This window comes from Paraburkholderia bannensis (assembly GCF_014200455.1).
GTDB classification, from domain to species: Bacteria; Pseudomonadota; Gammaproteobacteria; order Burkholderiales; family Burkholderiaceae; genus Paraburkholderia; species Paraburkholderia bannensis_A.
The window spans coordinates 64048-85411 of record NZ_JACHBW010000008.1; the positions used below are offsets into that span (position 1 = coordinate 64048).

Here is a 21364-nt window from a genome sequence, read left to right on the forward strand (position 1 = left end):
CGCATCGCGAAAGAGCGGAGTGCGCACCCGACTACATTTCGAACGCGTGGCGAAGTTTCAGATCGACCCACACCATGCCTTCGCGCAAGCCTTCCAGCAGGGCATCACGCTCGGTTTCGAAAGTCAGGTGATGCGTGAACGTATGCGTGGCGTGTTGCGCCGCCTCTTCATGCGAAACAACGATCTCGCACGAGAAACCTCCTTCGGATGCGGGTGACGTATGGGCGTCAACGCTCCAGCCTGTCGTGTCGATATGTCCATTGAGTGTCACAGTGTCGATCTCCTTGTTGAGCACGCCAACTTGAGCACGCCAACTCGCTCGCGCATTAGATCTCGATGATCACTTTCAGCGCGTGCGTATCGGCAGCGTGAGAGAAAGTCTCGTAGGCCTTCGTCATCTCTTCGAACGCAAAGCGATGAGTAATCAGTCGACTGGGATCAAGGCGGCCCGCGCACACTGTCTTGAGCAGCATCGGTGTACTAACCGTGTCGACCAGCCGAGTTGTGATCGTGACGTTACGATCCCAGAGCTTGTCGAGGAAAATCGAGGCCGGTACGCCATGCACGCCAACGTTCGCAATGACCCCGCCCGGAGCCACGAGTTGCTGGCAAAGCTCGAATGTCGCCGGCACGCCAACGGCCTCGACGGCACAGTCCACCCCTGCGCCGTCAGTGAGTGTCTTCACGGCATCGGCGACATCGCCCGTGCGCGGATCGAAGCAAGCTGTGGCGCCAAACCGCTTCGCGCACGCGAGGCGATTGGCATCCATGTCGATCATGATGATCTGTGACGGCGAATAGAACTGCGCGGTCAGCAACGCGGCGAGACCAATGGGGCCCGCGCCGACGATGGCAACCGTGCTACCGGGCGCCACCTTGCCATTGAGCACGCCGCACTCGAAGCCCGTCGGCAGGATGTCGGATAGCATGACGAGCGCTGACTCGTCGAGACCCGCCGGGATCCGGTACAGGCTCGTCTGCGCGTGTGGTGTGCGGACATATTCGGCCTGCGTTCCGTCGATGCGATTTCCCAGAATCCAGCCGCCTGTCTTGCAGTGCGAGTACATGCCGCGGCGGCAGTATTCGCACTGACCACAGCTCGATATGCACGACACCAGTACGTGGTCGCCTGGCTTGAGCGTCGATACGCCGCTGCCAATTTCGTGCACCACGCCAACACCTTCATGGCCGAGAATACGCCCCGGCTCGCAACTGGGCACATCACCCTTGAGGATATGGAGATCGGTTCCGCAGATCGTCGTCTTCGACATCCTGACGATCGCATCGCTAGGTCCCTGCAAGGTGGGCATCGGGCAGGTCTGAAGCGCGAACTTGCCGGGACCGTTGTAGACCAGGGCTTTCATGTTTCCTCCGCGAAATTCTGCCCCCTGTCGCCGCGAAGACGACCGCCTGCGCGTGCATAAAAAGCAGGGCAATGGTCAAATGATGGAATGCAGAACCCGGGTGCCCGGTCGTGGCGCTACCGGCTGGCCAACGAATCGGCCAAAGCATCGGCCGTCACATCGGCGTGAAATAAGTTGGGTAGCCCAGGTGATCTTCTACGCCCTTGACGCCGATCACCCGCTCCGCGCTGACGCAAATCGCCCTGCGCTCTTCTTCCGAGGTGACCGTACCCCAAAGATGGACGATGCCATCCTTTACCACCACATCTTCCGCAGCCATTGCCCAGCGATGGCCGCTGAGCACCTGCACGACGTGCTGGCGCAGCGCTTCGTCGGAAGCCAGTGCGTCTGACGGACCTTGAGCAGCACGCGCGAGTGCCTGCACGAGATTGGAACGGCTCACGATCCCGAGCACCTTGCCGTCCACGACCACGGGCACGCGCTTGATCCGATGCCGCTGCAAAAGGTCGGCCACGTCCGCGAGCGGCGTCTGAGGCAGGACGCTCACGACATTCGCCGTCATCACGTCGCTGACTTTCAGCGCATGCTCCTTGAGATATTCCGTTGCGAGCCGACGCGTCGAATAGAGAAACTCGGCAAACCAGGAACGCTGTGGTTTGCCCGTGCCGGTTTCGACGCGATGCAGCAGATCGCCCTCGCTCACCATGCCGGCAATTTTTCCGTCATCGCCTAGCACGGGCAGGCCGCTGATGTGATGTTTCGCCATTAGCTCGGCAACGTCGAAAACGCTCACCGAAACAGGCACCGAGATGACTTCCGTTGTCATGATGTCAGAGGCTTGCATGAGCGTGCTCCCAAGGTCGAATGGATTTGTTATCGACCAATCTAGCCGTCAAGGCTCATTTGCAATTGACCTCGATCAACCGATTCCGGCAAAGTCCAATGCGTAACCAGCATCGCAATGGCGCCTCGGTACATGGGCGGTGAACTGCACCGCCACGTAGGTGAGGAGCGAAAGCGTCAGCCACTTCAGAAAGCGCATGTATCGGTGATAAGGGACGAAGACCTGCAATGCCAGCGTGGCGCGTCTCCCCATCCATCGGATTCCTCCGCCGACGCTCACTCCACATTCAGATCGTCGACCACAGCGCCTACGCCCGGCGCGGCCCAGGCTGCGCCGCGCGCCACGGCGCGCTCCGCATAGGAATGAACGGTTCCCGATAACGTCACCGTCCCCTCGCGAACGGATACCCGGATGTGCCTTGCTTCGCGCTCGGCGTGACGGTGCATGGCGTCCAGAATGTCTTTGCTGATCTTTGCCGGTTCGGCGAGGTGCTTCACTTCAATCTCGTTGGCAACGCTGGTTACGCCGCGCAACTGTGCGATCGCCCGCGCTGCGGCACGGCTTTGCCAGGCATAGTCGACGGTGCCTCTAAGCACGACATGGCCATGCTCGACCAGAACACGCACCGAGCCTTCGCTCACGCCAGTGGTCCACCGCAGCATGCTATGCGCGAAGTTGGCGATTTCGCCATCGCCGCGAACCTCCTCCTGCGGCAGGCGCACGGTCAGCTCGGCCAGCAGCGCTCTAACCCCGCCTACACGCTGCGCCGCCTGTTCAGCGGCGACTTTCTCGCCGAAGCTTGCAAGATGCCCTTTGAGCGTCACGACGCCCTCCTTGACCTCGACGTCGATACTGGATGCGGCTACGCCGGGCTCCCATTCCAGTTCTTCCTCGACGTCATGCCTGATCTGCAGGTCGGATTTCATTGCTGCCTCCACCAGGTTTCACAGAAATGACTCGCATGAAGCAAGCGTCGCACGGGTCAGCCGGTCTCGACTGATCTGGATCAATCGGCTTTTCACCTGCGGATATGCCGTCGTCGAAGGGGTACCCATGCGCACCTGAGTGGCATGGCAGCAGCGGCGGTGCTCAGCATCGCGTTGATTCAGGTCAATCGCCGTAACGCATTGCTGCATAGACTGAATCGCTAAATACACAGTTGGCATTTGTCTTGCCGGGAGTGTCGATCATGGAGTACCGCAGCATCCTGGTTCATCTTGACAACTCCGAGCGGGCGCGAGGCTGCGTCGACATCGCGCTGCAGATCGCGCAGCAGCACGACGCGCATGTGAGCGCCCTCTGCGCGCCAGCGGCTATCGAACACCGGCTCGACTACGTGTTCACGTTTGGGACCGAATACTGGGACCGGCAAATGAGCGAAGAGGACGATCATCGACGTGCGTTGGAACACTACTTTTTGCAGCGGCTCGCAGACGCAAAACTCAAAGGCGAATGGCATACGGCACTGCAAAACGCGGAGCGGGAAATGATGGCGCGTGCGCGGTACGCCGACCTGATCGTCCTGCGTCAAAGCGATCCCGAGAACCCCAACGCCTCGTTGGGCAACCGCTTCCAGACGCGCCTCACCCTGGCGGCGGGCCGACCGGTTCTATGGGTGCCGTACACGGGCCAGTTCCCGAGCATCGGGAAGCGGATTGTCGTTGCGTGGGATGCAGGCCAGTCGGCCACGCGCGCGCTCTACGATGCTTTGCCGTTCATGCGACAGGCGCAACAGACCTCACTCGTCACATTCACCCTCCCGAACAGTGAACGAAGCCGTATTCCGGGCGCCGACATGGGTCTCGTGCTGGCCCGCCACGGCATTCAGGTCGAGGTCGCGGCATTGCATCCGCCGCCGACGGTATCCGTCGAAGAAGCCTTGTTGTCGACCGTGCAAAAAAACGGCTGTGACCTGCTCGTGATGGGTGCCTACGGCCACGCCCGATGGCGAGAGATTTTGCTCGGCGGCGTGACGCATGCGGTGATGGGTCTGATGCCCGTTCCAGTCCTGATGTCGCATTGAATGCGCAAGACGGATCTGCACAACAGTCCGGAGGAACCTGGCTATGAGTTACAAGAGTCTGCTTGTGCACCTTGACGATACCGACCGATGCGCGGTGCGCGTGGCACTCGCACTTGATCTCGCCGAGCGCTTCGACGCCCATCTCGTCGGGCTATTTTTGCCCCTTTCGCGTTTCAGCGACACCGATGATGCACGCGCGGCGGAACAACGCCGGGCCAATGCGCATATGAGCTTTCTCGGCGCCGCCGAGCGCGCGGCACGGATCGTCGAATGGCGCGCCCCCGAGCCTGCCGATCTGCCGGTGGCGACGCGCCATGCACGACACGCCGACCTCCTCGTGCTCGGTCAGGATGACCCGCAAAACAGGATGATCAATGGCGCCGCACATTTCGTCGCCGACCTGTTGATGACATGTGCGCGCCCCGCCGTCATCGTGCCGTATGCAGGCGCATTTGCCTCATTCGGACAGAATGTCCTGATTGCCTGGGACGGCAGCCGCGAGGCGGCGCGCGCGGCCTCAGACGCGTTGCCGCTTCTGGCGCATGCACAGTACGTTTCGCTCGCGGTCGTCGCACCGCCCCGCAGTCCCGATCTCGCTCGCGCGACCAGCGCCGCAATCGATGCTGCGGGATGGCTCGAACGCCACGGCGTCAGCGCATCATTCCACGAAAGTGTCTGCGAACATCGTTTCGAAGCCGGCGCGACCTTGCTTAGCCGCGCAAGTGATGTAAACGCCGATCTGTTGGTGGCGGGCGCATGGGCTCACTCGAATCTGCACGAACGGGTGCTGGGCGGCGTCACGCGTACGCTGCTGGAGTCGATGACACTGCCGGTTCTCATGTCCCATTGAAGCAGCGCCCCTTGGCGCCAGATCTGCGCCCTCTGCTGCTGGATGATTTTGGGCTTAACCTCACGCTTAAATTCAGGCCCTTAATCTAACGTTAAGCTCCGGCCTTTTAGAATCCCGTTTTTCGACCGGCTTATTTTCACAGGAGAGACTCGCCATGCACGCTGCCGCCAATACGCGCTACGACACGACTGCACGACTGCTCCATTGGCTCGTCGTCCTGCTGGTTGCGGCCCAGTTCGTGATTGGCTGGACGATGCCCGACGTGCACCGCGATACGAAGCCCATCGGCGAGATCGCGTGGCACCTGGGCGTGGGAACCGCGCTCCTCGCCGTCATGGCATGTCGCATCGCGTGGCGCGCCACTCACCAGCCGCCGCCGCAAAACCTGCCCAAAGCAATACGCGCGATTTCCGCCCTTACGCACGGCGCTCTCTACATCCTTTTGCTCGCGGTGCCGTTGCTTGGGTGGATTAATGCATCGTCGCGCGCGTGGGCCGTCAAGCTGGGCGGCCTCGCGGCGCTTCCTTCTCTTTCACCAGCCGGCTCGGCGTTCGGACATTCGATGGGCGATGTGCACAGCGCGCTCGCATGGGCACTCCTGGTGCTGATTGGCTTGCACATCGCTGGGGCGCTTTACCATCGCTTTGTACTCGGCGACAGGGTGTTACAGCGCATGATGCCGTGAGGCGTTTCGCTCGCCCGCATGGCGCAATGCGAGGAGGACATGATGAAGCTGACCTTCCTGGGCGCGGCCCAGACCGTGACAGGCTCGCGCTACCTGCTGGAAGCCGACGGCAAGCGGGTGCTGATCGACTGTGGCTTGTTCCAGGGAACGAAAAACCTGCGCCTTCGCAACTGGGAAACGTTGCCCTTTGCGGCAGACACGCTCGACGCCGTGATCCTGACCCATGCGCATATCGATCATTGCGGCTATCTGCCGGTACTCGTGCGCAACGGATATCGAGGGCCGGTCTATTGCACACCCGGCACCGCAGACCTGTGCGATGTGATGCTGCGCGATAGTGCCCGGCTGCAGGAGGAAGACGCCGCGTTCGCCAACCGGCACGGTTTTTCGAAACATCATCCGGCGCTGCCGCTCTATACCACCAGCGACGTAGAGAACACCCTGCGCCTGATCGTGCCACGCGAGTTCGACTCGCCCTTTGCACTAAGCAACCGGTTAGGTTTTCGGCTCCTGCCAGCCGGACACATTCTGGGAGCGGCCAGCGTGGTGCTGTGTTGCGGCCACACCGTGATCGCATTCTCGGGCGATCTTGGCCGCCCTGAAGATCCGCTCATGCGCGCGCCCGCTCCGCCCGCGCATGCGGACTATCTGGTTGTCGAATCGACCTATGGCGACCGGCTGCACGATGCACTCAATCCGGAAGACGAACTCGCCGCGATGTTCGCGCGAACCTTTGCGCGTGGCGGGATCGTGGTGATGCCGTGCTTCGCGGTTGGCCGCACGCAGGAAATTCTCTACTACATCGCCCGTCTGAAAGAAGGCGGCCGTATGCCGAACGTGCCCGTCTACCTCGACAGCCCGATGGCAATCAGCGTGACGGATCTCTACCGCCGCCACATGGGCGAGCACCGCCTGACCGTCTCGCAGATGCGCGCAATCGACCATGCAGCGTTCATGGCGCGCACCGTCGACGACTCAAAATCGATCGCTTCGCGCCGCGGGCCAATGGTCATCGTCGCGGGCAGCGGCATGGCCACGGGAGGCCGCGTGCTGCATCACCTGAACCTCTATGCGCCCGACCCGCGCAATACGATCGCGCTCGTTGGTTATCAGGCGCCCGGCACGCGCGGCGCAGCGCTGGAAGCCCATGCCCCCGTGATCAAATTGCACGGCGATTATGTGCGCGTGCGTGCTGAGGTCTCGTCGATTTCCTCGCTGTCCGCGCACGCCGACTATCGCGAGACCATCCGCTGGCTCGCCGGCATGAACTGCCCGCCTGTACGCACCTTTGTTACGCACGGCGAACCCCCGGCCGCCGACGCGCTGCGCCGAAGGATCGTCGAGACGCTGCACTGGGATTGCTGCGTGCCGCAATACCGCGATTCCGTGGAACTCCCTGAAGATCCGGTCCGGGAACACCCTTGTCCGCCCTGCGAAGCCGCTCAGTTACCGGGTAGGGAGAACTGAACCCCTGAAGATCGCGACGCGCTTGATCCTGGGGACATAATATCGAGACGGGCGGCATGTGTGCCCGCGCGCCGGGCCGTCTCAATCGCGCCGCCCGTTTGCCTACAAACTACTTACAATTCGCCCGCCCACGAGCATCTCGCTAGAGACGGCTGCCATGACATCGGTCACTGACGTCACGCCACTACCCGCGCAAATCCGCCGGCCAGCCGTGGCCGCGATCGCAGCGTTTGTGACGGCATTCGCCCTCGCGGGCGCGGTAGCCGTGTTCGTCGCGCAGCAATGGCAGAACGCGGCCGAGCAGCGGTTTGGCCAACGCGCCGCTGCACTGCGCGAGTCCATCGCGCTCTCGCTGATCGCCAGCGAAGCCGTGCTGCGCGGTGCTCGCGCGCATCTCGCCGGGATGCTTTCTCCTGAAGCCGGGAACTGGACACAATATGTGTCTTCGCTTGATCTGGACGGCTCGAACACGGCGGTTGTCGCGCTCGGCTACGTCCCCAGCGAATCCGGCGTCACGCTCTGGGCGGGTCCGGCAGCCAGTTCGGGCAACGAACCCGTCCAGTCCGATCGGCCTGCCACAGTTGAACCTGAAGAAGTGGTGCTGGCTGTGGCCGCGGCGGGCCATACCACCGGGACTCCGTTGAAGCTGTGGCTTCCCGTCTACGAGGATCCGGCGGCACGAGGAAGCGGTTCACGCAATCCCGTCGGCTTCGCGGTCGCCGCGCTCGATGTCCAGCGCCTCTTCGCGCCGCTGCTGGCGGCCCAGCCAGGACTCGAAATCACCGTGCGCGCCACCCATCCGCCGTTCGAGGTCTACCGGAGCGCGCCGGTTGAAACTGACGAAATCTTTTCCTCCCACCGGTTTGAGCAAACCGATCAGTTGCTCGTGGGTGGCACGGCACTGACGATCGACACGCGCGCGGACGGCAGTCCACTTCACACCGGCGCAGCCATCAGCGCCACTGCCATCCTGCTGGTGGGGGCGCTCGTAGCGGCGGCGTGCGCATGGCTGGCGTATCGGCTCGTCGCCGCGCGACTGACGCAGTCAACCAGCGCCAGCGACGCCCGCCTCAACGAAGTACGGATGATGGCCATCATCCGATCGTCGATGGAAGCGATCATTACGATCGACGAGGCACAAAAGATCGTGATTTTTAATCCGGCCGCCGAGTATGTGTTTGGATTGACCGCCATGGAAGCGATCGGCTCGCCGCTTTCACGCTTTATCCCCGAGCGTTTTCGCACCGCGCACGCGCAGCAGGTCGAGCAGTTTGGCGTCACCGGGGTGACGGAGCGCCAGATGGGCCATCAGCAGCGTGTGCTCTATGGTTTGCGCGCGAACGGCGAGGAATTTCCCATCGAAGCCTCGATCTCGCAGATCCGCGATGGGTCCGGCAAGTTCTATACCGTCATGCTGCGCGATATCACCGAGCGATTGCGCGCCGAGAACACACTCAAGCGTTCGCGCGAAGAATTGCGCGAGCTGTCCGCCAATCTGCAAAACGTGCGCGAAGCTGAAAAGACCCGCATCGCGCGCGAACTGCACGACGATCTCGGTCAGCAACTCACCGCGCTCAAAATCGACGTGTCGTCGCTGGCGCAGCGTCTGGGGCCTGAGACTGCGCCCGATATCACAGCCAGCCTCGCAGGCATGAGCGAACTGATCGATGCCACCGTGCGCGGAGTACGTCGCATTGCCGCCGATCTTCGCCCCGTCATGCTCGACGACCTGGGGCTGGCCTCAGCCATCGAGTGGCTCGCCAACGATTTCACCAGCCGTTACGGCATCAAGGTGCGGCTGCGGCTGGAAACGGGCAATGTGGTCTTCTCAAGCACAGCGGCCTCCACGCTGTTTCGCATCGTTCAGGAAGCACTGACCAACGTGGCCCGCCACGCGCAGGCAGACCGGGTAGACCTGACGCTGGCGGTGGACTCGCGGCGTTGCAACTTGCGTATTACCGACAACGGCTGCGGCACGACACGCGAAGGCGGCGACGCCCACTATCGGACACGACACGACAAAACCTTTGGATTACTTGGCATTCGCGAGCGTGCCCACATGCTCAATGGAGTCGTCGAGATCGACACCGCGCCAGGCGAAGGCTTTTCCCTCTCCATCACATTCGAACTCGACGCGCTTCTATCCGACGAGACAACTTCATGATCAAGGTAATCCTCGCCGACGACCATACACTCGTGCGCGATGGCCTGCGCCGCATCCTCGAAAGCGCTCATGACTTCGAGGTTGCCGGTGAAGGTTGGGACGCCGCGACCACGCTGGCCCTTGTGCGCAATCAGCCCGCCCAGGTGCTCGTGCTCGACCTGTCGATGCCCGGTCGCAGCGGCGTGGATCTCATCAAACAGATCAAGGAAGAAAACCCGGCCTTGCGCATCCTCGTTCTGACCATGCACGCCGAGCAGCAGTATGCCGTGCGTGCGTTCAAGGCGGGAGCCTCTGGCTATCTCACGAAGGAAAGCGCCAGCGCGGAACTGGTGAGCGCCGTGACAAAAGTGGCTGCCGGCGGCGTGTACGTGAGCATGGCCATGGCGGAGCGCTTCGCGCAGAGTCTGAACGAGCCCTCGGATGCTCTCCCACACCAGCGTCTCTCCGACCGCGAATTCGACGTCTTCCGACGGCTTGCCTCCGGGCAGACCATTACCGAAATTGCCCACGCTCTGTGTGTGAGCAGCAAGACCGTGAGCACCTACAAGGTCCGCATTCTGGAAAAAATGCAGATGCCTCACGAAGCCGCCTTGGTACGCTATGCCCTGCGTCATAAATTGATTGACGATCAGGACGAAATCTAGCTTTTGGCAGAGCCGACGCCCGACCCGGCACGGCGATAGACCCGCGCGGCCGAGTCCCGCATATCTGTAGGAATCGCCCCACAAGACTTCCTCCCGGCGTACGCCAGTTTCCACCGCCGCCGATTTATTTTCGGGATTGAGCTGCCGATACTGGACACATGCAGATCCCGCCGCCCTTGCCGAAGCCGAGCGTCCATCGTCCCGATAACGCGCGCGCAACGCGCGGTGAAACTGGAGACGATCATGTATGCCGAGTCTGTCTGCGAAGCCCCCTCCTCCGCACCGTCATCCCCGTCGCCGGCCGGGCCAGGCGCTGCTTTGATACCGGTGAATCGCCAGCGCCACGTAAGCGAGCCGGGGTGTCTGTCGACCCGCTGCTCGACCTGCTCGCTGCGTGCAGTCTGCATGCCAGCCGATCTTTCCAGCATCGAGATCCGGCAGCTTGATACCGTTGTGCTCACAACGCGTCACGTGCGACGCGGCGAGGCACTCTTTCGCGCACACGATGTTTTCCAGAGCCTGTATGCCGTGCGCACGGGTTCTTTCAAGACCATCGTGATGCACCGCGACGGGCGCGAACAGGTCATCGGTTTCCAGATTCCTGGCGAACCGCTGGGCCTCGACGGCGTCTGTTCGGGCACGCACAGTTGCGAGGCGATTGCGCTGGAGGACAGCACGGTTTGCATCATTCCGTTTGCCCAGTTCGAATCGTTTTGCCGCGACAGTCGGCGCATGCAGCATCATCTCTATTATTTGATGAGCAGCGAAATCGTGCGCGAGTCCAGTCTGATGATGATGCTCGGTACGATGACCGCGGAGCAGCGTCTCGCCTCGTTTTTGCTGGATCTGGCGGCACGTTTTCGTGCGCGAGGCTACTCCGGCGCACAGTTCAATCTGAAGATGAGCCGCGAGGAAATCGGCTGCTATCTCGGACTGAAACTCGAAACCGTCAGCCGCATGTTTTCACGCTTTCATCGCGATGGTCTGGTCGAACCGAAAGGCAAACAGATTCGCATCGTCGATGCCCAGGCACTCGCGCGCGTTTAGGCCGACAAAAAAGGCCGATAAAAATGGCTGATTGGAGCGCTTTCTGCCATCAGCCCGCCAGCTTCGCAATGCACGCTCGTGCTTCCCATCATGCTGACTTCGTCGCGAGTTCGTGCTCCGCTGCATCGAAAGCTTCCCGCATAACGACAAGCGGATCCGGACCGCAATGATGCGCAACCGGACTAAAGCCGCTTGATGCGGTGACAAGATCGAGACGCACATCGTACGTCTGTGACGAATCGTTGCCATGCACCTCTTCAATCGCGAGGTGACAGGACTTCAACAGCTTGCCGAAGCGCGCCAGCCGCAACAGTTGCACGCCCGCCTCTGCCTCGATCGCGGCAGATCCCGCAAAACCCAGATAGACCATCTGCATTCCCAGTCCCATCGCGTAGCCTCCCTGGCCGGCACTGTGCTCACGTTCGGCATCCTGTCCGGTTTATTTTGTTTCATTCAATCAACCCGTGCCGGCTCCGCACCAGGCGATCACGATGCGTCAATCGATCTGCACGTTCCTCTGTGCGACAGGTGCTCTTTGAGGCAGCTTCAGGGATAACACGCCGTTCCGATACCGGACCGCGCGATATTCGGGAATCGGCCAAGCGCAGTGATGAGCCGCGCGCCCTCGCACACATCGCTTCCAATGTAAGAAATAAGCGCAGTCCGCAATTGATCTGCCTCAACCACCTTTCTCGGCGAAGTCCTGCTGCGCCCGACGGCCAGCGATTCATCGCTTGATTCATGTCAACGGCAAACCGAGGACGGCTCATAAACTCAGTTTCACCCGAAGCGTGACCTGTGCGAGGCCGTGATTCCTTTCTTCGCTGCGGAGATGCGCAATGAGCTACAAGACCCTGATGGTTCATCTGGATTCGAGTACCCGTGCCAATGTGCGCGTTTCGCTGGCGCTCAAATTGGCACGCTCGTTTGGATCACATCTGGACGGCGTATTTGCGGCCTTCGAGCCACATCCGCGCGAGTTCTATGTCATGGCTGGCACCGCTGACTATTACGACGCACATCGCAAGCTTCGTGCTGAGCAGCGTGCCGCTATCGAGCGGCTGTTTCGGGCTGAACTGGAGAGAGCCCAGGTCGCGGGCACACTCATCGACGCAGAGACCCATACCGATACTGTTGCCTCGCTCCTGCGTCATAGCCGTAGCGCGGATCTGACGATCATTGGACAAGCGAACCCCAGCGATGCGGAAACGTTCGTCGCCGACCATTTTGCCGAGATGGTCGTCCTGGGCGCTGGAGGCCCCGTGCTGTTCGTGCCGAACACCGGGTATTTTGAAACCGTCGGCACCCGCGTGCTGATTGGCTGGAATGGCAGCCGCGAGGCGGCGAGAGCCGTGCATGACGCGATCCCCTTCGTCGTCAGGGCCGCTCACGTTACGATTGCAGCGTCGTCCTCGACTTTTTCTCCCGCACCATCGCAGGCGTCGTGCAGCGAACTGGCAGCGACGCTCGCGCGTCATGGCGCGACTTCCATCGACATCGCGCGCTTTGACCGGCACGCAGCAGAGACCACGGGCGACGCCCTGCTCAACTTTGCCGTCGACGGCGGATTTGATCTGCTTGTCATGGGCGCATATGGTCACGCCCGCTTGCAGGAACTCGTACTGGGCGGCGCGACGCGATCCGTCCTGCTCACAGCAACACTGCCGGTATTGATGTCCCATTAGCGCCCGCCACAAGGCGATACGGCTTGTGCTGGAATCACAGGCGGAATAGGGCGGGAAAGCGAACTTCTCTATGTGGCCCGGCATGTATGTGGATCCCAAATAAAACTATCGGGTTTCCGCAAACATGTTCACCCTCAGACCGCCATCGACAGCGCACGGGCTTCGGCCGCATCGGCCGCCTTGCGGCGCGAGCGAACGGACCTAACCGAGCGAACCGACCTGACCAATTGCCGCGTCAGTTCCGTCTGACCCGATTCCAGCACCTTGCGATCACGACGCGCTTCGCGCGCACGCCGCTTTGCTTCCTTCTCAAGAAACGCAACGAGCGAAGCCTCGCCATTCTTGAGACCGCGTCGGCGCGAGACGCGGATCGCATCCGCCAGTTCACCGGTCTCGAATGCGCCAATGATCGCCGGATGCACGTAGCACTTGCGGCAAACCGCCGGCGTGTTGCGCAGCAATCGCGCAACCTCCTTGATGGTTCCCACGATATGTTTGCGCGCCTCGGTCACCGTCGCCCATTCGAGCTTGCGCAAGGCCGCGAGCGCAAACACACTCCCGGCCCACGTGCGATAGTCCTTGGCCGTGAAATCCGCGCCGGTTGCCTCGCGCAAATACGCGTTGACGTCGGCCGATCCGACCACATGGCGTACGCCATCGGCATCGAGATACTGAAAAAGATCCTGGCCCGGCAAATCCATGCAGCGCTTCATGATGCGTGCAATACGCGCATCGCTCACGGCGACATCATGCTCGATGCCGCTCTTGCCGCGAAACCTGAAACGCAGCGTGCCAGCCGACACTTTCACGTGGCGCTTGCGCAGCGTCGTCAAACCATACGAGTGGTTTTCGCGCGCATATTCCTCGCTGCCAACCCGTATCAACGTCGTATCGAGCAGCCGCACCACGGTCGCGAGCACCTTGTTGCGCGGAATGCCGTCGAGTGCGAGATCGCGCGTCACGCGTGCGCGCAGCTTCGGCAACACCGCGCCGAAGGCCAGCAGCCGTTCGTACTTGTCGGCGTCGCGTGTCGCACGCCAGTCCGGGTGATAGCGATATTGCTTGCGGCCGCGCGCATCGCGGCCGGTCGCCTGAAGATGGCCGCGCGGATCGGGACAGATCCAGACCTCGGTGTAAGCCGGCGGAATCGCCAGTGAATCGATGCGGCGAATCTCCCGTTCGTCGGCGATGCGCTTGCCCTGTGTATCGAAGTACGCGAACGCCCCTCGCATTGCCTTGCGGGTATAGCCGGCGCGCGAATCATCGACGTAACGCAACCCCGACGGCATCTGGTCAGACGAAGGTTTGGGGACTTCGGCGCACTTTTGCGTTTTCGCCATGGTTTCCTCCGACTATCGCCATGTCTGCTTTGCGAAAACGCCAGCAACTCGCGTGCCGCCCACCTTCCCCCGGTCAAACCGTGCGCTTGTTTGCGTCCATCAGCGCCAGGTGGCGCAGCAGCTTGCTGACCATCTCCGCCACAATCAGCGATAGCACCACGAAAAAGATCGCCAGCGGCGTCAGCGACTGGATCGACACGAAGCCCGCAAGCCCCATCATCGCCGATGACACCAGCAACAGCGCGCAGCCAAGAATGGCGCTGGTCAGCCCGGCGATGTGTGGGAACAGCGAATTGCCCTTGGCCATCAGCGTCGGATACATCGCCCCGGCGCAGAAGCCCATCACCAGCACGGGCGTCGCCAGCGTCCAGACCCGCAGGCCCACCGTCAGCGCGAGCACCAGCATCGTGAGCGACGCCGCTGCCATCACCCGCGTGCCGATACGCAGACGTTGCTCAGGCGTCGGCAGACGCGGGCCGTGCAGACGATTCGACAGTCCGCCGAGGAAGTACATCATGCCGATGCCGAGCGCGAGATAGCCGAAAAAAGTCGGCGGCTTGTGCAAGGTGCTCTGCACCATGAACGGCCCGACGATATTGAATACCAGCAGGATGCTGTAGCACAGCCCCTGCGCCAAAAAGCAGCTTTGAAACACGGGGCTGGACAGCACTTTGCCCGCATTGCGCATGAGCGTGCGCGGTTCCAGATGAACGGGCTGCCGCAAGGTCTCGCGATAGCGCCACAGCACCGTCCACATCACGAGCGAACAGACCAGCAGGAACACGAGGCACGCCTGCCAGCCGAACCACGTTTGCAGATGCGCGCCAATCACCGGCGCGACGATCGGCGCCAGTCCCCAGGCGATCGACATATAGGTGAACGCGTGCAGCAGCGCCTGTCCCGAGAAGGAATCCGTGATGATGGCCTTGGCGAGCAGATTGGTGGTGGCAATACCGAAGCCCTGCAGGCAGCGGGCCGCAAGGAACAGGCCGATATTGGGCGCGGCCAGCGACAACACACAGCCGATCGTGTAGATCACAAGGCCGCCTGCGAGCACGCGCTTGCGCCCGTAAGCGTCGGCGATCGGCCCAAAGATCAGTTGCCCCAGCGCGTAGGCCGCCATGTAACCGGAAACGCTCGACTGGATCGCCTGCGACGAGGTGGAGAAGTAATGCGCCATCGCGGGCAGCGCGGGCACATAGACGTCGATCGCGAACTGACCGGCCGAGGCGAACAGGCAGATCAGAAACAACAGAAAACGAGGTGTATTCGATGCAGGGGTCACAGCGATGGTGCGGTCTACGCAATCGTGGCTCATGAGTCCGTCAAGGTTGCAAATTCGGGGCTCATACTAGCATCGCTCTGGCCGCCCCTGCTGGACTCCGTCGCCGGGGCCACGGCGCCCGAGCTTATAGCTGGGAATCCAGCAGTGCTACGGGGACAGCCTGCGACGAAAACGCTACGCCGCCTCAAACCCGCAGCGTAGCCTGATCCATCTGCGCAACCGCTTCAAGTAATTGCGTGCGCAACCATGCAAGACCGGCATCGGCCGTGCGATGCTTGTGCCACTGTATCGTTTGATGCATGACGGGCATATGCAGCGGCACGTCGCGCATCACGATCGGTTCATGACGCCGCGCCTGCATGGCCAGCCGCCGATGCACCGTCGCAATGCGCTGCGTGCCCACCACCAGCTGCGTCGAAGCGGCAAAACTATACGTCGTTACCTCCACGCGGCGCGACACGCCCAGGCGCTGCACGAACCAGTCCTCAAGCGCCGGCTGCCCCATCCCCGGCAGGACCACGACATGGCCCGCGCCCAGGTACGCCTCACGCGTAAGCGGCGCCTCCGCCAGCGGCGACTCATTCCATAGCACGCAGCAAAACTGTTCTTCGAGCAAGGTCTGCGCGGGATGTTCAGTCGAGCAGTACTCGTGCGGAATGATCAACAGATCGGCGTCGGCGCGTTCGAGCGCGCGCTCGGGATGCGCCACCTGCGGACGCAGATGAATGCGGATGTTCGGCGCGAGCGCGTAGACGCGCGCGAGCACGTGCGGCATCAAGGTCGTCATGGTGTAGTCGGAGACCAGCAGCCGGAACTCGCGCGTCGACCCGGCAGGCACGAAGGCCGGTTGTGTCGAGATCGTCGCCTCCACCCGCACCAGCACGTCGCGCACCGCATCGGTGAGCGATTCCGCGCGCGGCGTCGGCTCCATCTTGCGGCCCACCTGCACCAGCAATTCATCGTCGAAATATTCGCGCAGACGCGCCAGCGCATTGCTCATGGCCGACTGGCTCAGATGCACGCGCTCCGCCGCGCGGCTGATGCTGCGCTCGCTGAGCAGCGCGTCCAGCGCCACGAGCAGGTTGAGATCCAGCTTGTTGAAACGCATGCGTTCCGTCTCCGATCTTTTCTTTTTACGGATCCATTCCCCAGGGTTCACCCTTGGTATTCAGCAAATCGATTTGCCGAATGGATCGAATCCATTTTTCACATAGTTCGCCGCATCTTAACCTAGCCGCACCGACAACAAAAACACCACAAGAAACGGTTCACAGAATCGTTCAGGAGACACCATGCAGGGCAATTTCAGGCACATCGGCAATGCGTGCGTAATGGCTACGCTTGCTTCACTCATCACGATTTCGCAGCACGCACAGGCATTCGAAGGCGGCATCTCGCCCTATCCCGCGAGCGCCACCGGCGACAACATCGCGTCCATGCCGCCGTTCCCGGGCCTGTTCGCGTTGCAGCAGTTCAATTACAGCTTTTCGAACGGGCTCTACGGCAATGACGGCTCGAAACTGCCGGTGCCGTTCCATTCGTCGGTGGCGACGGAAGTGACGCGTCTGCTGGCCTCATATCCGTTCGAGTTCTACGGCGCGCGCTTCTATTCGCAGCTGGTGATTCCCGTGGTCTCGCTGCATACGACGGTGGCGGGACAGCATTCGTCGCAGAACGGACTGTCGAATATCACCGTCTCGCCGCTCATCATCGACTGGCGGCCCACCCGTGAACTCTCCTTCGCGGCCGGCCTCGACCTCGCGCTTGAAACCGGCTCGTACAGCGCCACCAAGGCAAGCGTCGCGGTGGGTTATACGTCGCTGCAACCGGTGTTCGCGGCGCGCTACGACCAGCCCGGTGGCATCGATATCGGCATCTCGAACCGCTTGCTGCTCAACCAGCGCAACTCGACCACGAATTACAGCTCGGGCGATGCGTATCTGGGCGAATTCGAAGCGGGCTGGCATCTGGGCCACTGGAAGCTGGGCGTGGTGGGCTCCTACCTCAATCAGTACAGCAACGACACGCAGAACGGCGCGACCGTGGCCTCGGGCTATCGCACGCGCAGCTTTGGCTTCGGTCCGTCGATCGTCTACGACGCGGGACCGGTCAAGGTCAATCTGAATTACCAGCAAGGTCTGTACGCCGCGAATACGTCGAAGAGCAATAACGTCTGGCTCAACGTCGCGATCCCGCTGCTGTAACGCGAGATCGGCGCTTTACAGCAGGCTTTAAATCGTCAGCAAGGAAAAGTCGAAAACATGTTCCGTTATTTCCCAACCAATTACGTCTGGAATCTCTCGATCGATCTCGCGATCGAAATGGGCGCGCGCATCGGCGAAATCGAGGCTATGTGCGCGCCGCTCCAGGAGGCCGCGAAGCAACCCGATGCCGAAGGCACGCGCGCCTTTCGCGAAGCGTGGGTCAAGATGGCCGACCAGCTCTGCGAACTGGCCGGGGAAGACGAAGCACGCGGCCGTCTGCTTTCCGCCGGCGAGAAATACAGGCGCGCCAGCATCTACCTGCTGACGAGCGAACGCATGCTCGCGCACGATTCGCCTGGCCGCAAGGAACTGTACCGGCGCGAGCTTGACCTGTTCGCCAAGGGCATCGCGCTTGCCGGCGAGAACTGCGAGCGCGTCGAGATTCCCTATGGCGATGGTCATCTTTCGGGCCTGTATGTGCGCGCCAACCACGCGCCCGCGCGTGCCCCGCTGCTGGTGCAGGTCAACGGGCTCGACTCCACCAAGGAGATGAAGTACCTCGTTGGCCTGCCCGCCTGGCTTGCGCAGCGCGGCGTGTCTTCGCTGATCGTCGATCAGCCGGGCACCGGCGAAGCGCTGCGCCTGCACGGTCTCACCGCCGTCCACGATAGCGAGCGCTGGGCGAGCCGCATCGTCGACTGGCTCGAAACGCGCGATGACGTGGATGCAAAGCGCATCGGCATGGAGGGCGTGTCGCTGGGCGGCTACTACTGCCCGCGCGCCGTGGCCTTCGAGCCGCGTTTTGCCTGCGGCGTGGTGTGGGGCGCGAATCACGACTGGCGCGACGTGCAGAAAAAGCGCCTGCAACGCGAAGGCGATTTCCCGGTGCCGCATTACTGGAAACATGTGTGCTGGGTCTGGGGCGCGAAGGATATCGACGACTTCATGCGCATCGCGGAAAACGTTCATCTGGACGGCGTGCTCGATCGCATCCGCGTGCCCTTCCTCGTCACGCACGGCGAAAAGGACACGCAGATTCCGCTGGCCTGGGCGCATCGCACCTACGAGCAGCTCATCAACAGCCCGAAACGCGAACTGAAGATTTTCACGGATCGCGAAGGCGGCGCGCAGCACGCGAGCTTCGACAACTCGATCAATGCCGGCCATTACATCGCCGACTGGGTTGCCGAAGTGCTGGGCGGAAAGACCCGCCTTTAAGACCATTTTTTATTGCAAGTTTTAAGGAAATCCAAGGCATGAACATCATCGGCCCCGACTGTCTCGTGTTTGGCGTGGACGACGTCGCCGCGTGCAGCCAGTATCTCGTCGATTACGGCCTGCTGCCGGTCGCGCCCGACCAACCCGACCAACCCGACCAACCCGACCTACCCGACGCCGACGGCGCAAGCGCGGGCGGCCGCTTCGAGGCGCTCGACGGCACCGCCATCGAAATCCGCCGCGCCGACGACGCGCGCCTGCCGCCCTCGCTCGGCACCGCCAGCCTGCTGCGCAAAACGGTCTACGGCGTCGCGGATACGGCGACGCTCGACCAGATCGCCGCGGAACTGCGCAAGGACCGCGAAGTCCGCACGCTCGCCGACGGCTCGCTGGAAAGCACCGACGACATGGGCTTCACGCTCGGCTTCCAGGTGAGCGTGCGCCGCCCGCTTGCGCTGCCCGCCGAAGCCATCAATGCACCCGGCGCGAGCCCCCAGCGAGCGCCCAATGTGGTCGCCGCGAACGATGCCGCCGTGCTCACGCCGCGCACGCTCTCGCACGTCGTCTACTTCGTGCCCGACGCCGCGCGCGCCGAAGCCTTCTATGTCGAGCGCCTGGGCTTTCGCTGCACGGACCGCTTCACGGGCGTCGGCCCGTTTCTTCGCCCCGCCGGCACACTCGATCACCACACGCTGTTCATGATCGAAACGCCGCCGTTCATGAAGGGCTGCGAGCACTTCACCTTCCATATGGGCGGCCCGAGCGAAGTCGTGCAGGCCGGTACGCGCTTCGTCGAAAAGGGCTACCAGTCGTTCTGGGGCCCGGGGCGTCACCGCTTTGGATCGAACTGGTTCTGGTACTTCAACAGCCCACTGGGCTGTCACGTCGAATACGACGCCGACATGGACCTGCACGACGACGCATGGCAGGCCCGCGCCGCGCCGATGGGCGCCGACGCCTCGCAACTCTTCCTGCTCCAGCATCGCGAAAAGTGGGCGCCGGGCGGCCCGCCGCCCGCGGCTCGATAAACCAGTCAACCGGCCCGTGATCTACCTGACCGATCTCGACGCCCTGCCGCAGCCTTGTTCACGCGGCTTCGATCCGCACGGCGCTGGCCAGGCGACGCTCTTCGTCGTGCATCACGCGAGCGGCGTTCGGGCATGGCGCGACGCCTGCCCGCATTACGGCGATACGCCGATGGCCTGGCGCAAGGACGCCTGGCTCGATGCGGGCGGCGCGCACATCGTCTGTCACGCGCATGGCGCGTTGTTCGATATCGAGAGCGGCGTGTGCATCAAAGGCCCGTGCCTGGGCCAGCGTCTCACGCCGGTCCCGCTGCATATCGACGAAAACGGCCGCGTGTTCGTGCACGACAACACCCCACAACAGCAAGACCAGGAGACATCAACATGAACCAGCCAGTGCACCGCGTGCTTATCGTGGGCGGCGGATTTTCCGGCATGACCACCGCCATCGAATGCGCCAAACGCGGCTTCGAAGTCGATCTCGTCGAAATCGATGCGAGCTGGCGCTCGTATGGCGCGGGCATCAGCATCGGCGGGCCGACCTTGCGCGCGCTGCGGACCGTGGGCGTGCTCGACGCCTTCCTCGAACGCGGCTTTGCGGGCGACGGCGTCAATCTGTTCGCACCGGACGGCACGCCGCTCGGCACCCTGCCGACGCCGCGCGTCGCCGGCGACGACGTGCCCGGCGGCGGCGCGATCATGCGCCCCGTGCTGGCCGACATCCTCGCGCAGGCCACCCGTGCGGCGGGCGTGAACGTCAAGCTGGGCTGCAGCTTCGAGGGGCTCGACGCGCAGGACGATCACGTCAACGTCAAGCTCACCGATGGCAGCGAAGCGCGCTACGACCTCGTGGTGGGCGCGGACGGCCTCTACTCGAAAGTACGCGCCGCCCTCTTCGCAGACGCGCCCGAGCCGCGCTATACCGGCCAGGGCGTATGGCGCGCGGTGCTGCCGCGCCCGCAGGAGATCGTCTGCGCGTCAATGTGGCTCGGCCACAAGGTCAAGGCGGGCCTGAACCCGGTGTCTCGCGACGAGATGTACCTGTTCCTCACCGAGGACCGGCCCACGCGCGCCCATGTCGATGCCGCCGCCGCGCCCGGCATGCTGCGCGATCTGCTGGCAGGCTTCGGCGCGCCGGTCCTGCAGAGCGTGCGCGAGCAGATCGGCGCGCAGTCGAGCGTGATCTACCGGCCGCTCGAAAGCCTGCTGATGCAGCGCCCGTGGTCAGTTGGACGCGTCGTGCTGGTGGGCGACGCCGTGCACGCCACCACGCCGCATATGGCGTCGGGTGCGGGTATCGGCATCGAGGACGGCATCGTGCTCGCGGAGGAACTCGCGCGCCACGCCGCGCTAGCCGATGCGCTGGCCGCCTTCGAAGCGCGCCGCTTCGAGCGCTGTCGTATCGTGGTCGAGAATTCGGGACGACTGGGGGAAATCGAAATCGCCAATGGCGACCGCGCCGAACACGCACGCATCATGCACGAGACGCATCACTATCTCGCGCACGCGATCTGAGCGG

Annotated in this window: 21 protein-coding genes; 13 read left to right on the forward strand and 8 right to left on the reverse strand. The window is 62.7% G+C overall.

Features of this window, described 5'->3' with window-relative positions; genetic code table 11:
- Positions 1 to 31: 31 nt before the first annotated feature.
- From F4827_RS14635 to F4827_RS14655, 4 genes are all read right to left on the reverse strand, one after another.
- Positions 32 to 271 (reverse strand): UDP-glucose 4-epimerase, encoded by a 240-nt coding sequence (locus F4827_RS14635; RefSeq protein WP_183724662.1) that lies wholly within the window; start codon positions 269 to 271, stop codon positions 32 to 34.
- A 55-nt stretch (positions 272 to 326) separates the two neighbouring features.
- A complete protein-coding gene (locus F4827_RS14640) occupies positions 327 to 1364 on the reverse strand; it encodes a zinc-dependent alcohol dehydrogenase family protein (protein ID WP_183724663.1) in 1038 nt (345 codons plus the stop codon).
- Positions 1365 to 1518: 154 nt separating this feature from the next.
- Positions 1519 to 2208 (reverse strand): CBS domain-containing protein, encoded by a 690-nt coding sequence (locus F4827_RS14645; protein WP_183724664.1) that lies wholly within the window; start codon positions 2206 to 2208, stop codon positions 1519 to 1521.
- A gap of 275 nt (positions 2209 to 2483) precedes the next feature.
- Positions 2484 to 3134 (reverse strand): BON domain-containing protein, encoded by a 651-nt coding sequence (locus tag F4827_RS14655; protein ID WP_183724665.1) that lies wholly within the window; start codon positions 3132 to 3134, stop codon positions 2484 to 2486.
- A 263-nt stretch (positions 3135 to 3397) separates the two neighbouring features.
- Here F4827_RS14655 and F4827_RS14660 point away from each other — a divergent pair, with 263 nt between their 5' ends.
- The 7 genes from F4827_RS14660 (at position 3398) to F4827_RS14690 (ending at position 11088) form a co-directional block, all read left to right on the forward strand.
- Positions 3398 to 4231: a universal stress protein gene (locus F4827_RS14660; RefSeq protein ID WP_183724666.1), complete on the forward strand. Its 834-nt coding sequence runs from the start codon at positions 3398 to 3400 to the stop codon at positions 4229 to 4231.
- 43 nt (positions 4232 to 4274) lie between these two features.
- Entirely contained in the window at positions 4275 to 5081 is an 807-nt protein-coding gene (locus tag F4827_RS14665) for a universal stress protein (protein WP_183724667.1), read from the forward strand.
- 154 nt (positions 5082 to 5235) lie between these two features.
- On the forward strand, positions 5236 to 5766 hold the full coding sequence (locus tag F4827_RS14670; protein WP_183724668.1) for a cytochrome b: 531 nt from the start codon (positions 5236 to 5238) through the stop codon (positions 5764 to 5766).
- Between the two features lie 42 nt (positions 5767 to 5808).
- On the forward strand, positions 5809 to 7233 hold the full coding sequence (locus F4827_RS14675) for an MBL fold metallo-hydrolase RNA specificity domain-containing protein (RefSeq protein WP_183724911.1): 1425 nt from the start codon (positions 5809 to 5811) through the stop codon (positions 7231 to 7233).
- Between the two features lie 157 nt (positions 7234 to 7390).
- Positions 7391 to 9397: a PAS domain S-box protein gene (locus F4827_RS14680; RefSeq protein ID WP_183724912.1), complete on the forward strand. Its 2007-nt coding sequence runs from the start codon at positions 7391 to 7393 to the stop codon at positions 9395 to 9397.
- Entirely contained in the window at positions 9394 to 10041 is a 648-nt protein-coding gene (locus tag F4827_RS14685) for a response regulator transcription factor (protein ID WP_183724669.1), read from the forward strand. The genes F4827_RS14680 and F4827_RS14685 overlap by 4 nt, the downstream gene beginning before the upstream one ends.
- 243 nt (positions 10042 to 10284) lie before the next feature.
- A complete protein-coding gene (locus F4827_RS14690) occupies positions 10285 to 11088 on the forward strand; it encodes a helix-turn-helix domain-containing protein (RefSeq protein WP_183724670.1) in 804 nt (267 codons plus the stop codon).
- A gap of 88 nt (positions 11089 to 11176) precedes the next feature.
- On the opposite strand, the gene F4827_RS14695 is transcribed toward F4827_RS14690, so the two are convergent.
- The gene (locus F4827_RS14695) at positions 11177 to 11464 is read right to left on the reverse strand and encodes a hypothetical protein (RefSeq protein ID WP_183724671.1); all 288 of its coding nucleotides are present in this window, start codon (positions 11462 to 11464) and stop codon (positions 11177 to 11179) included.
- A 463-nt stretch (positions 11465 to 11927) separates the two neighbouring features.
- Between F4827_RS14695 and F4827_RS14700 the strand changes: the two genes are divergently transcribed.
- A complete protein-coding gene (locus tag F4827_RS14700) occupies positions 11928 to 12773 on the forward strand; it encodes a universal stress protein (RefSeq protein ID WP_183724672.1) in 846 nt (281 codons plus the stop codon).
- A gap of 134 nt (positions 12774 to 12907) precedes the next feature.
- On the opposite strand, the gene F4827_RS14705 is transcribed toward F4827_RS14700, so the two are convergent.
- The 3 genes from F4827_RS14705 to F4827_RS14715 form a co-directional block, all read right to left on the reverse strand.
- Positions 12908 to 14113, reverse strand: coding sequence for a DNA topoisomerase IB (locus tag F4827_RS14705; protein WP_183724673.1), 1206 nt, complete (start codon positions 14111 to 14113; stop codon positions 12908 to 12910).
- 73 nt (positions 14114 to 14186) lie between these two features.
- Positions 14187 to 15431, reverse strand: a complete 1245-nt coding sequence (locus F4827_RS14710) for a multidrug effflux MFS transporter (RefSeq protein ID WP_183724674.1) — start codon at positions 15429 to 15431, stop codon at positions 14187 to 14189.
- A 151-nt stretch (positions 15432 to 15582) separates the two neighbouring features.
- Complete coding sequence (locus F4827_RS14715; protein ID WP_183724675.1) at positions 15583 to 16506, reverse strand: LysR family transcriptional regulator; 924 nt, start codon at positions 16504 to 16506, stop codon at positions 15583 to 15585.
- 223 nt (positions 16507 to 16729) lie between these two features.
- On the opposite strand from F4827_RS14715, the gene F4827_RS14720 reads away from it, so the two are divergent.
- Genes F4827_RS14720 through F4827_RS14740 form a run of 5 tightly spaced genes read left to right on the forward strand, consistent with a single transcriptional unit; the run spans position 16730 to position 21360 of the window.
- Positions 16730 to 17602, forward strand: coding sequence for a transporter (locus F4827_RS14720; RefSeq protein WP_183724913.1), 873 nt, complete (start codon positions 16730 to 16732; stop codon positions 17600 to 17602).
- 57 nt (positions 17603 to 17659) lie between these two features.
- Entirely contained in the window at positions 17660 to 18820 is a 1161-nt protein-coding gene (locus F4827_RS14725) for a S9 family peptidase (RefSeq protein WP_183724676.1), read from the forward strand.
- 38 nt (positions 18821 to 18858) lie between these two features.
- Positions 18859 to 19848, forward strand: a complete 990-nt coding sequence (locus F4827_RS14730; protein WP_183724677.1) for a VOC family protein — start codon at positions 18859 to 18861, stop codon at positions 19846 to 19848.
- A gap of 19 nt (positions 19849 to 19867) precedes the next feature.
- The gene (locus F4827_RS14735) at positions 19868 to 20233 is read left to right on the forward strand and encodes a Rieske (2Fe-2S) protein (protein ID WP_183724914.1); all 366 of its coding nucleotides are present in this window, start codon (positions 19868 to 19870) and stop codon (positions 20231 to 20233) included.
- Positions 20230 to 21360, forward strand: coding sequence for an FAD-dependent oxidoreductase (locus tag F4827_RS14740; protein WP_183724678.1), 1131 nt, complete (start codon positions 20230 to 20232; stop codon positions 21358 to 21360). The genes F4827_RS14735 and F4827_RS14740 overlap by 4 nt, the downstream gene beginning before the upstream one ends.
- The last annotated feature ends 4 nt before the right edge of the window (positions 21361 to 21364 follow it).

Coding starts and splice junctions, on each gene's coding strand:
- F4827_RS14640 (WP_183724663.1), bottom strand. CDS start 1,364: ATGAAAGCCCTGGTCTACAACGGTCCCGGCAAGTTCGCGCTTCAGACC.
- F4827_RS14645 (WP_183724664.1), bottom strand. CDS start 2,208: ATGCAAGCCTCTGACATCATGACAACGGAAGTCATCTCGGTGCCTGTT.
- F4827_RS14655 (WP_183724665.1), bottom strand. CDS start 3,134: ATGAAATCCGACCTGCAGATCAGGCATGACGTCGAGGAAGAACTGGAA.
- F4827_RS14660 (WP_183724666.1), top strand. CDS start 3,398: ATGGAGTACCGCAGCATCCTGGTTCATCTTGACAACTCCGAGCGGGCG.
- F4827_RS14665 (WP_183724667.1), top strand. CDS start 4,275: ATGAGTTACAAGAGTCTGCTTGTGCACCTTGACGATACCGACCGATGC.
- F4827_RS14670 (WP_183724668.1), top strand. CDS start 5,236: ATGCACGCTGCCGCCAATACGCGCTACGACACGACTGCACGACTGCTC.
- F4827_RS14675 (WP_183724911.1), top strand. CDS start 5,809: ATGAAGCTGACCTTCCTGGGCGCGGCCCAGACCGTGACAGGCTCGCGC.
- F4827_RS14680 (WP_183724912.1), top strand. CDS start 7,391: ATGACATCGGTCACTGACGTCACGCCACTACCCGCGCAAATCCGCCGG.
- F4827_RS14685 (WP_183724669.1), top strand. CDS start 9,394: ATGATCAAGGTAATCCTCGCCGACGACCATACACTCGTGCGCGATGGC.
- F4827_RS14690 (WP_183724670.1), top strand. CDS start 10,285: ATGTATGCCGAGTCTGTCTGCGAAGCCCCCTCCTCCGCACCGTCATCC.
- F4827_RS14695 (WP_183724671.1), bottom strand. CDS start 11,464: ATGCAGATGGTCTATCTGGGTTTTGCGGGATCTGCCGCGATCGAGGCA.
- F4827_RS14700 (WP_183724672.1), top strand. CDS start 11,928: ATGAGCTACAAGACCCTGATGGTTCATCTGGATTCGAGTACCCGTGCC.
- F4827_RS14705 (WP_183724673.1), bottom strand. CDS start 14,113: ATGGCGAAAACGCAAAAGTGCGCCGAAGTCCCCAAACCTTCGTCTGAC.
- F4827_RS14710 (WP_183724674.1), bottom strand. CDS start 15,431: ATGAGCCACGATTGCGTAGACCGCACCATCGCTGTGACCCCTGCATCG.
- F4827_RS14715 (WP_183724675.1), bottom strand. CDS start 16,506: ATGCGTTTCAACAAGCTGGATCTCAACCTGCTCGTGGCGCTGGACGCG.
- F4827_RS14720 (WP_183724913.1), top strand. CDS start 16,730: ATGGCTACGCTTGCTTCACTCATCACGATTTCGCAGCACGCACAGGCA.
- F4827_RS14725 (WP_183724676.1), top strand. CDS start 17,660: ATGTTCCGTTATTTCCCAACCAATTACGTCTGGAATCTCTCGATCGAT.
- F4827_RS14730 (WP_183724677.1), top strand. CDS start 18,859: ATGAACATCATCGGCCCCGACTGTCTCGTGTTTGGCGTGGACGACGTC.
- F4827_RS14740 (WP_183724678.1), top strand. CDS start 20,230: ATGAACCAGCCAGTGCACCGCGTGCTTATCGTGGGCGGCGGATTTTCC.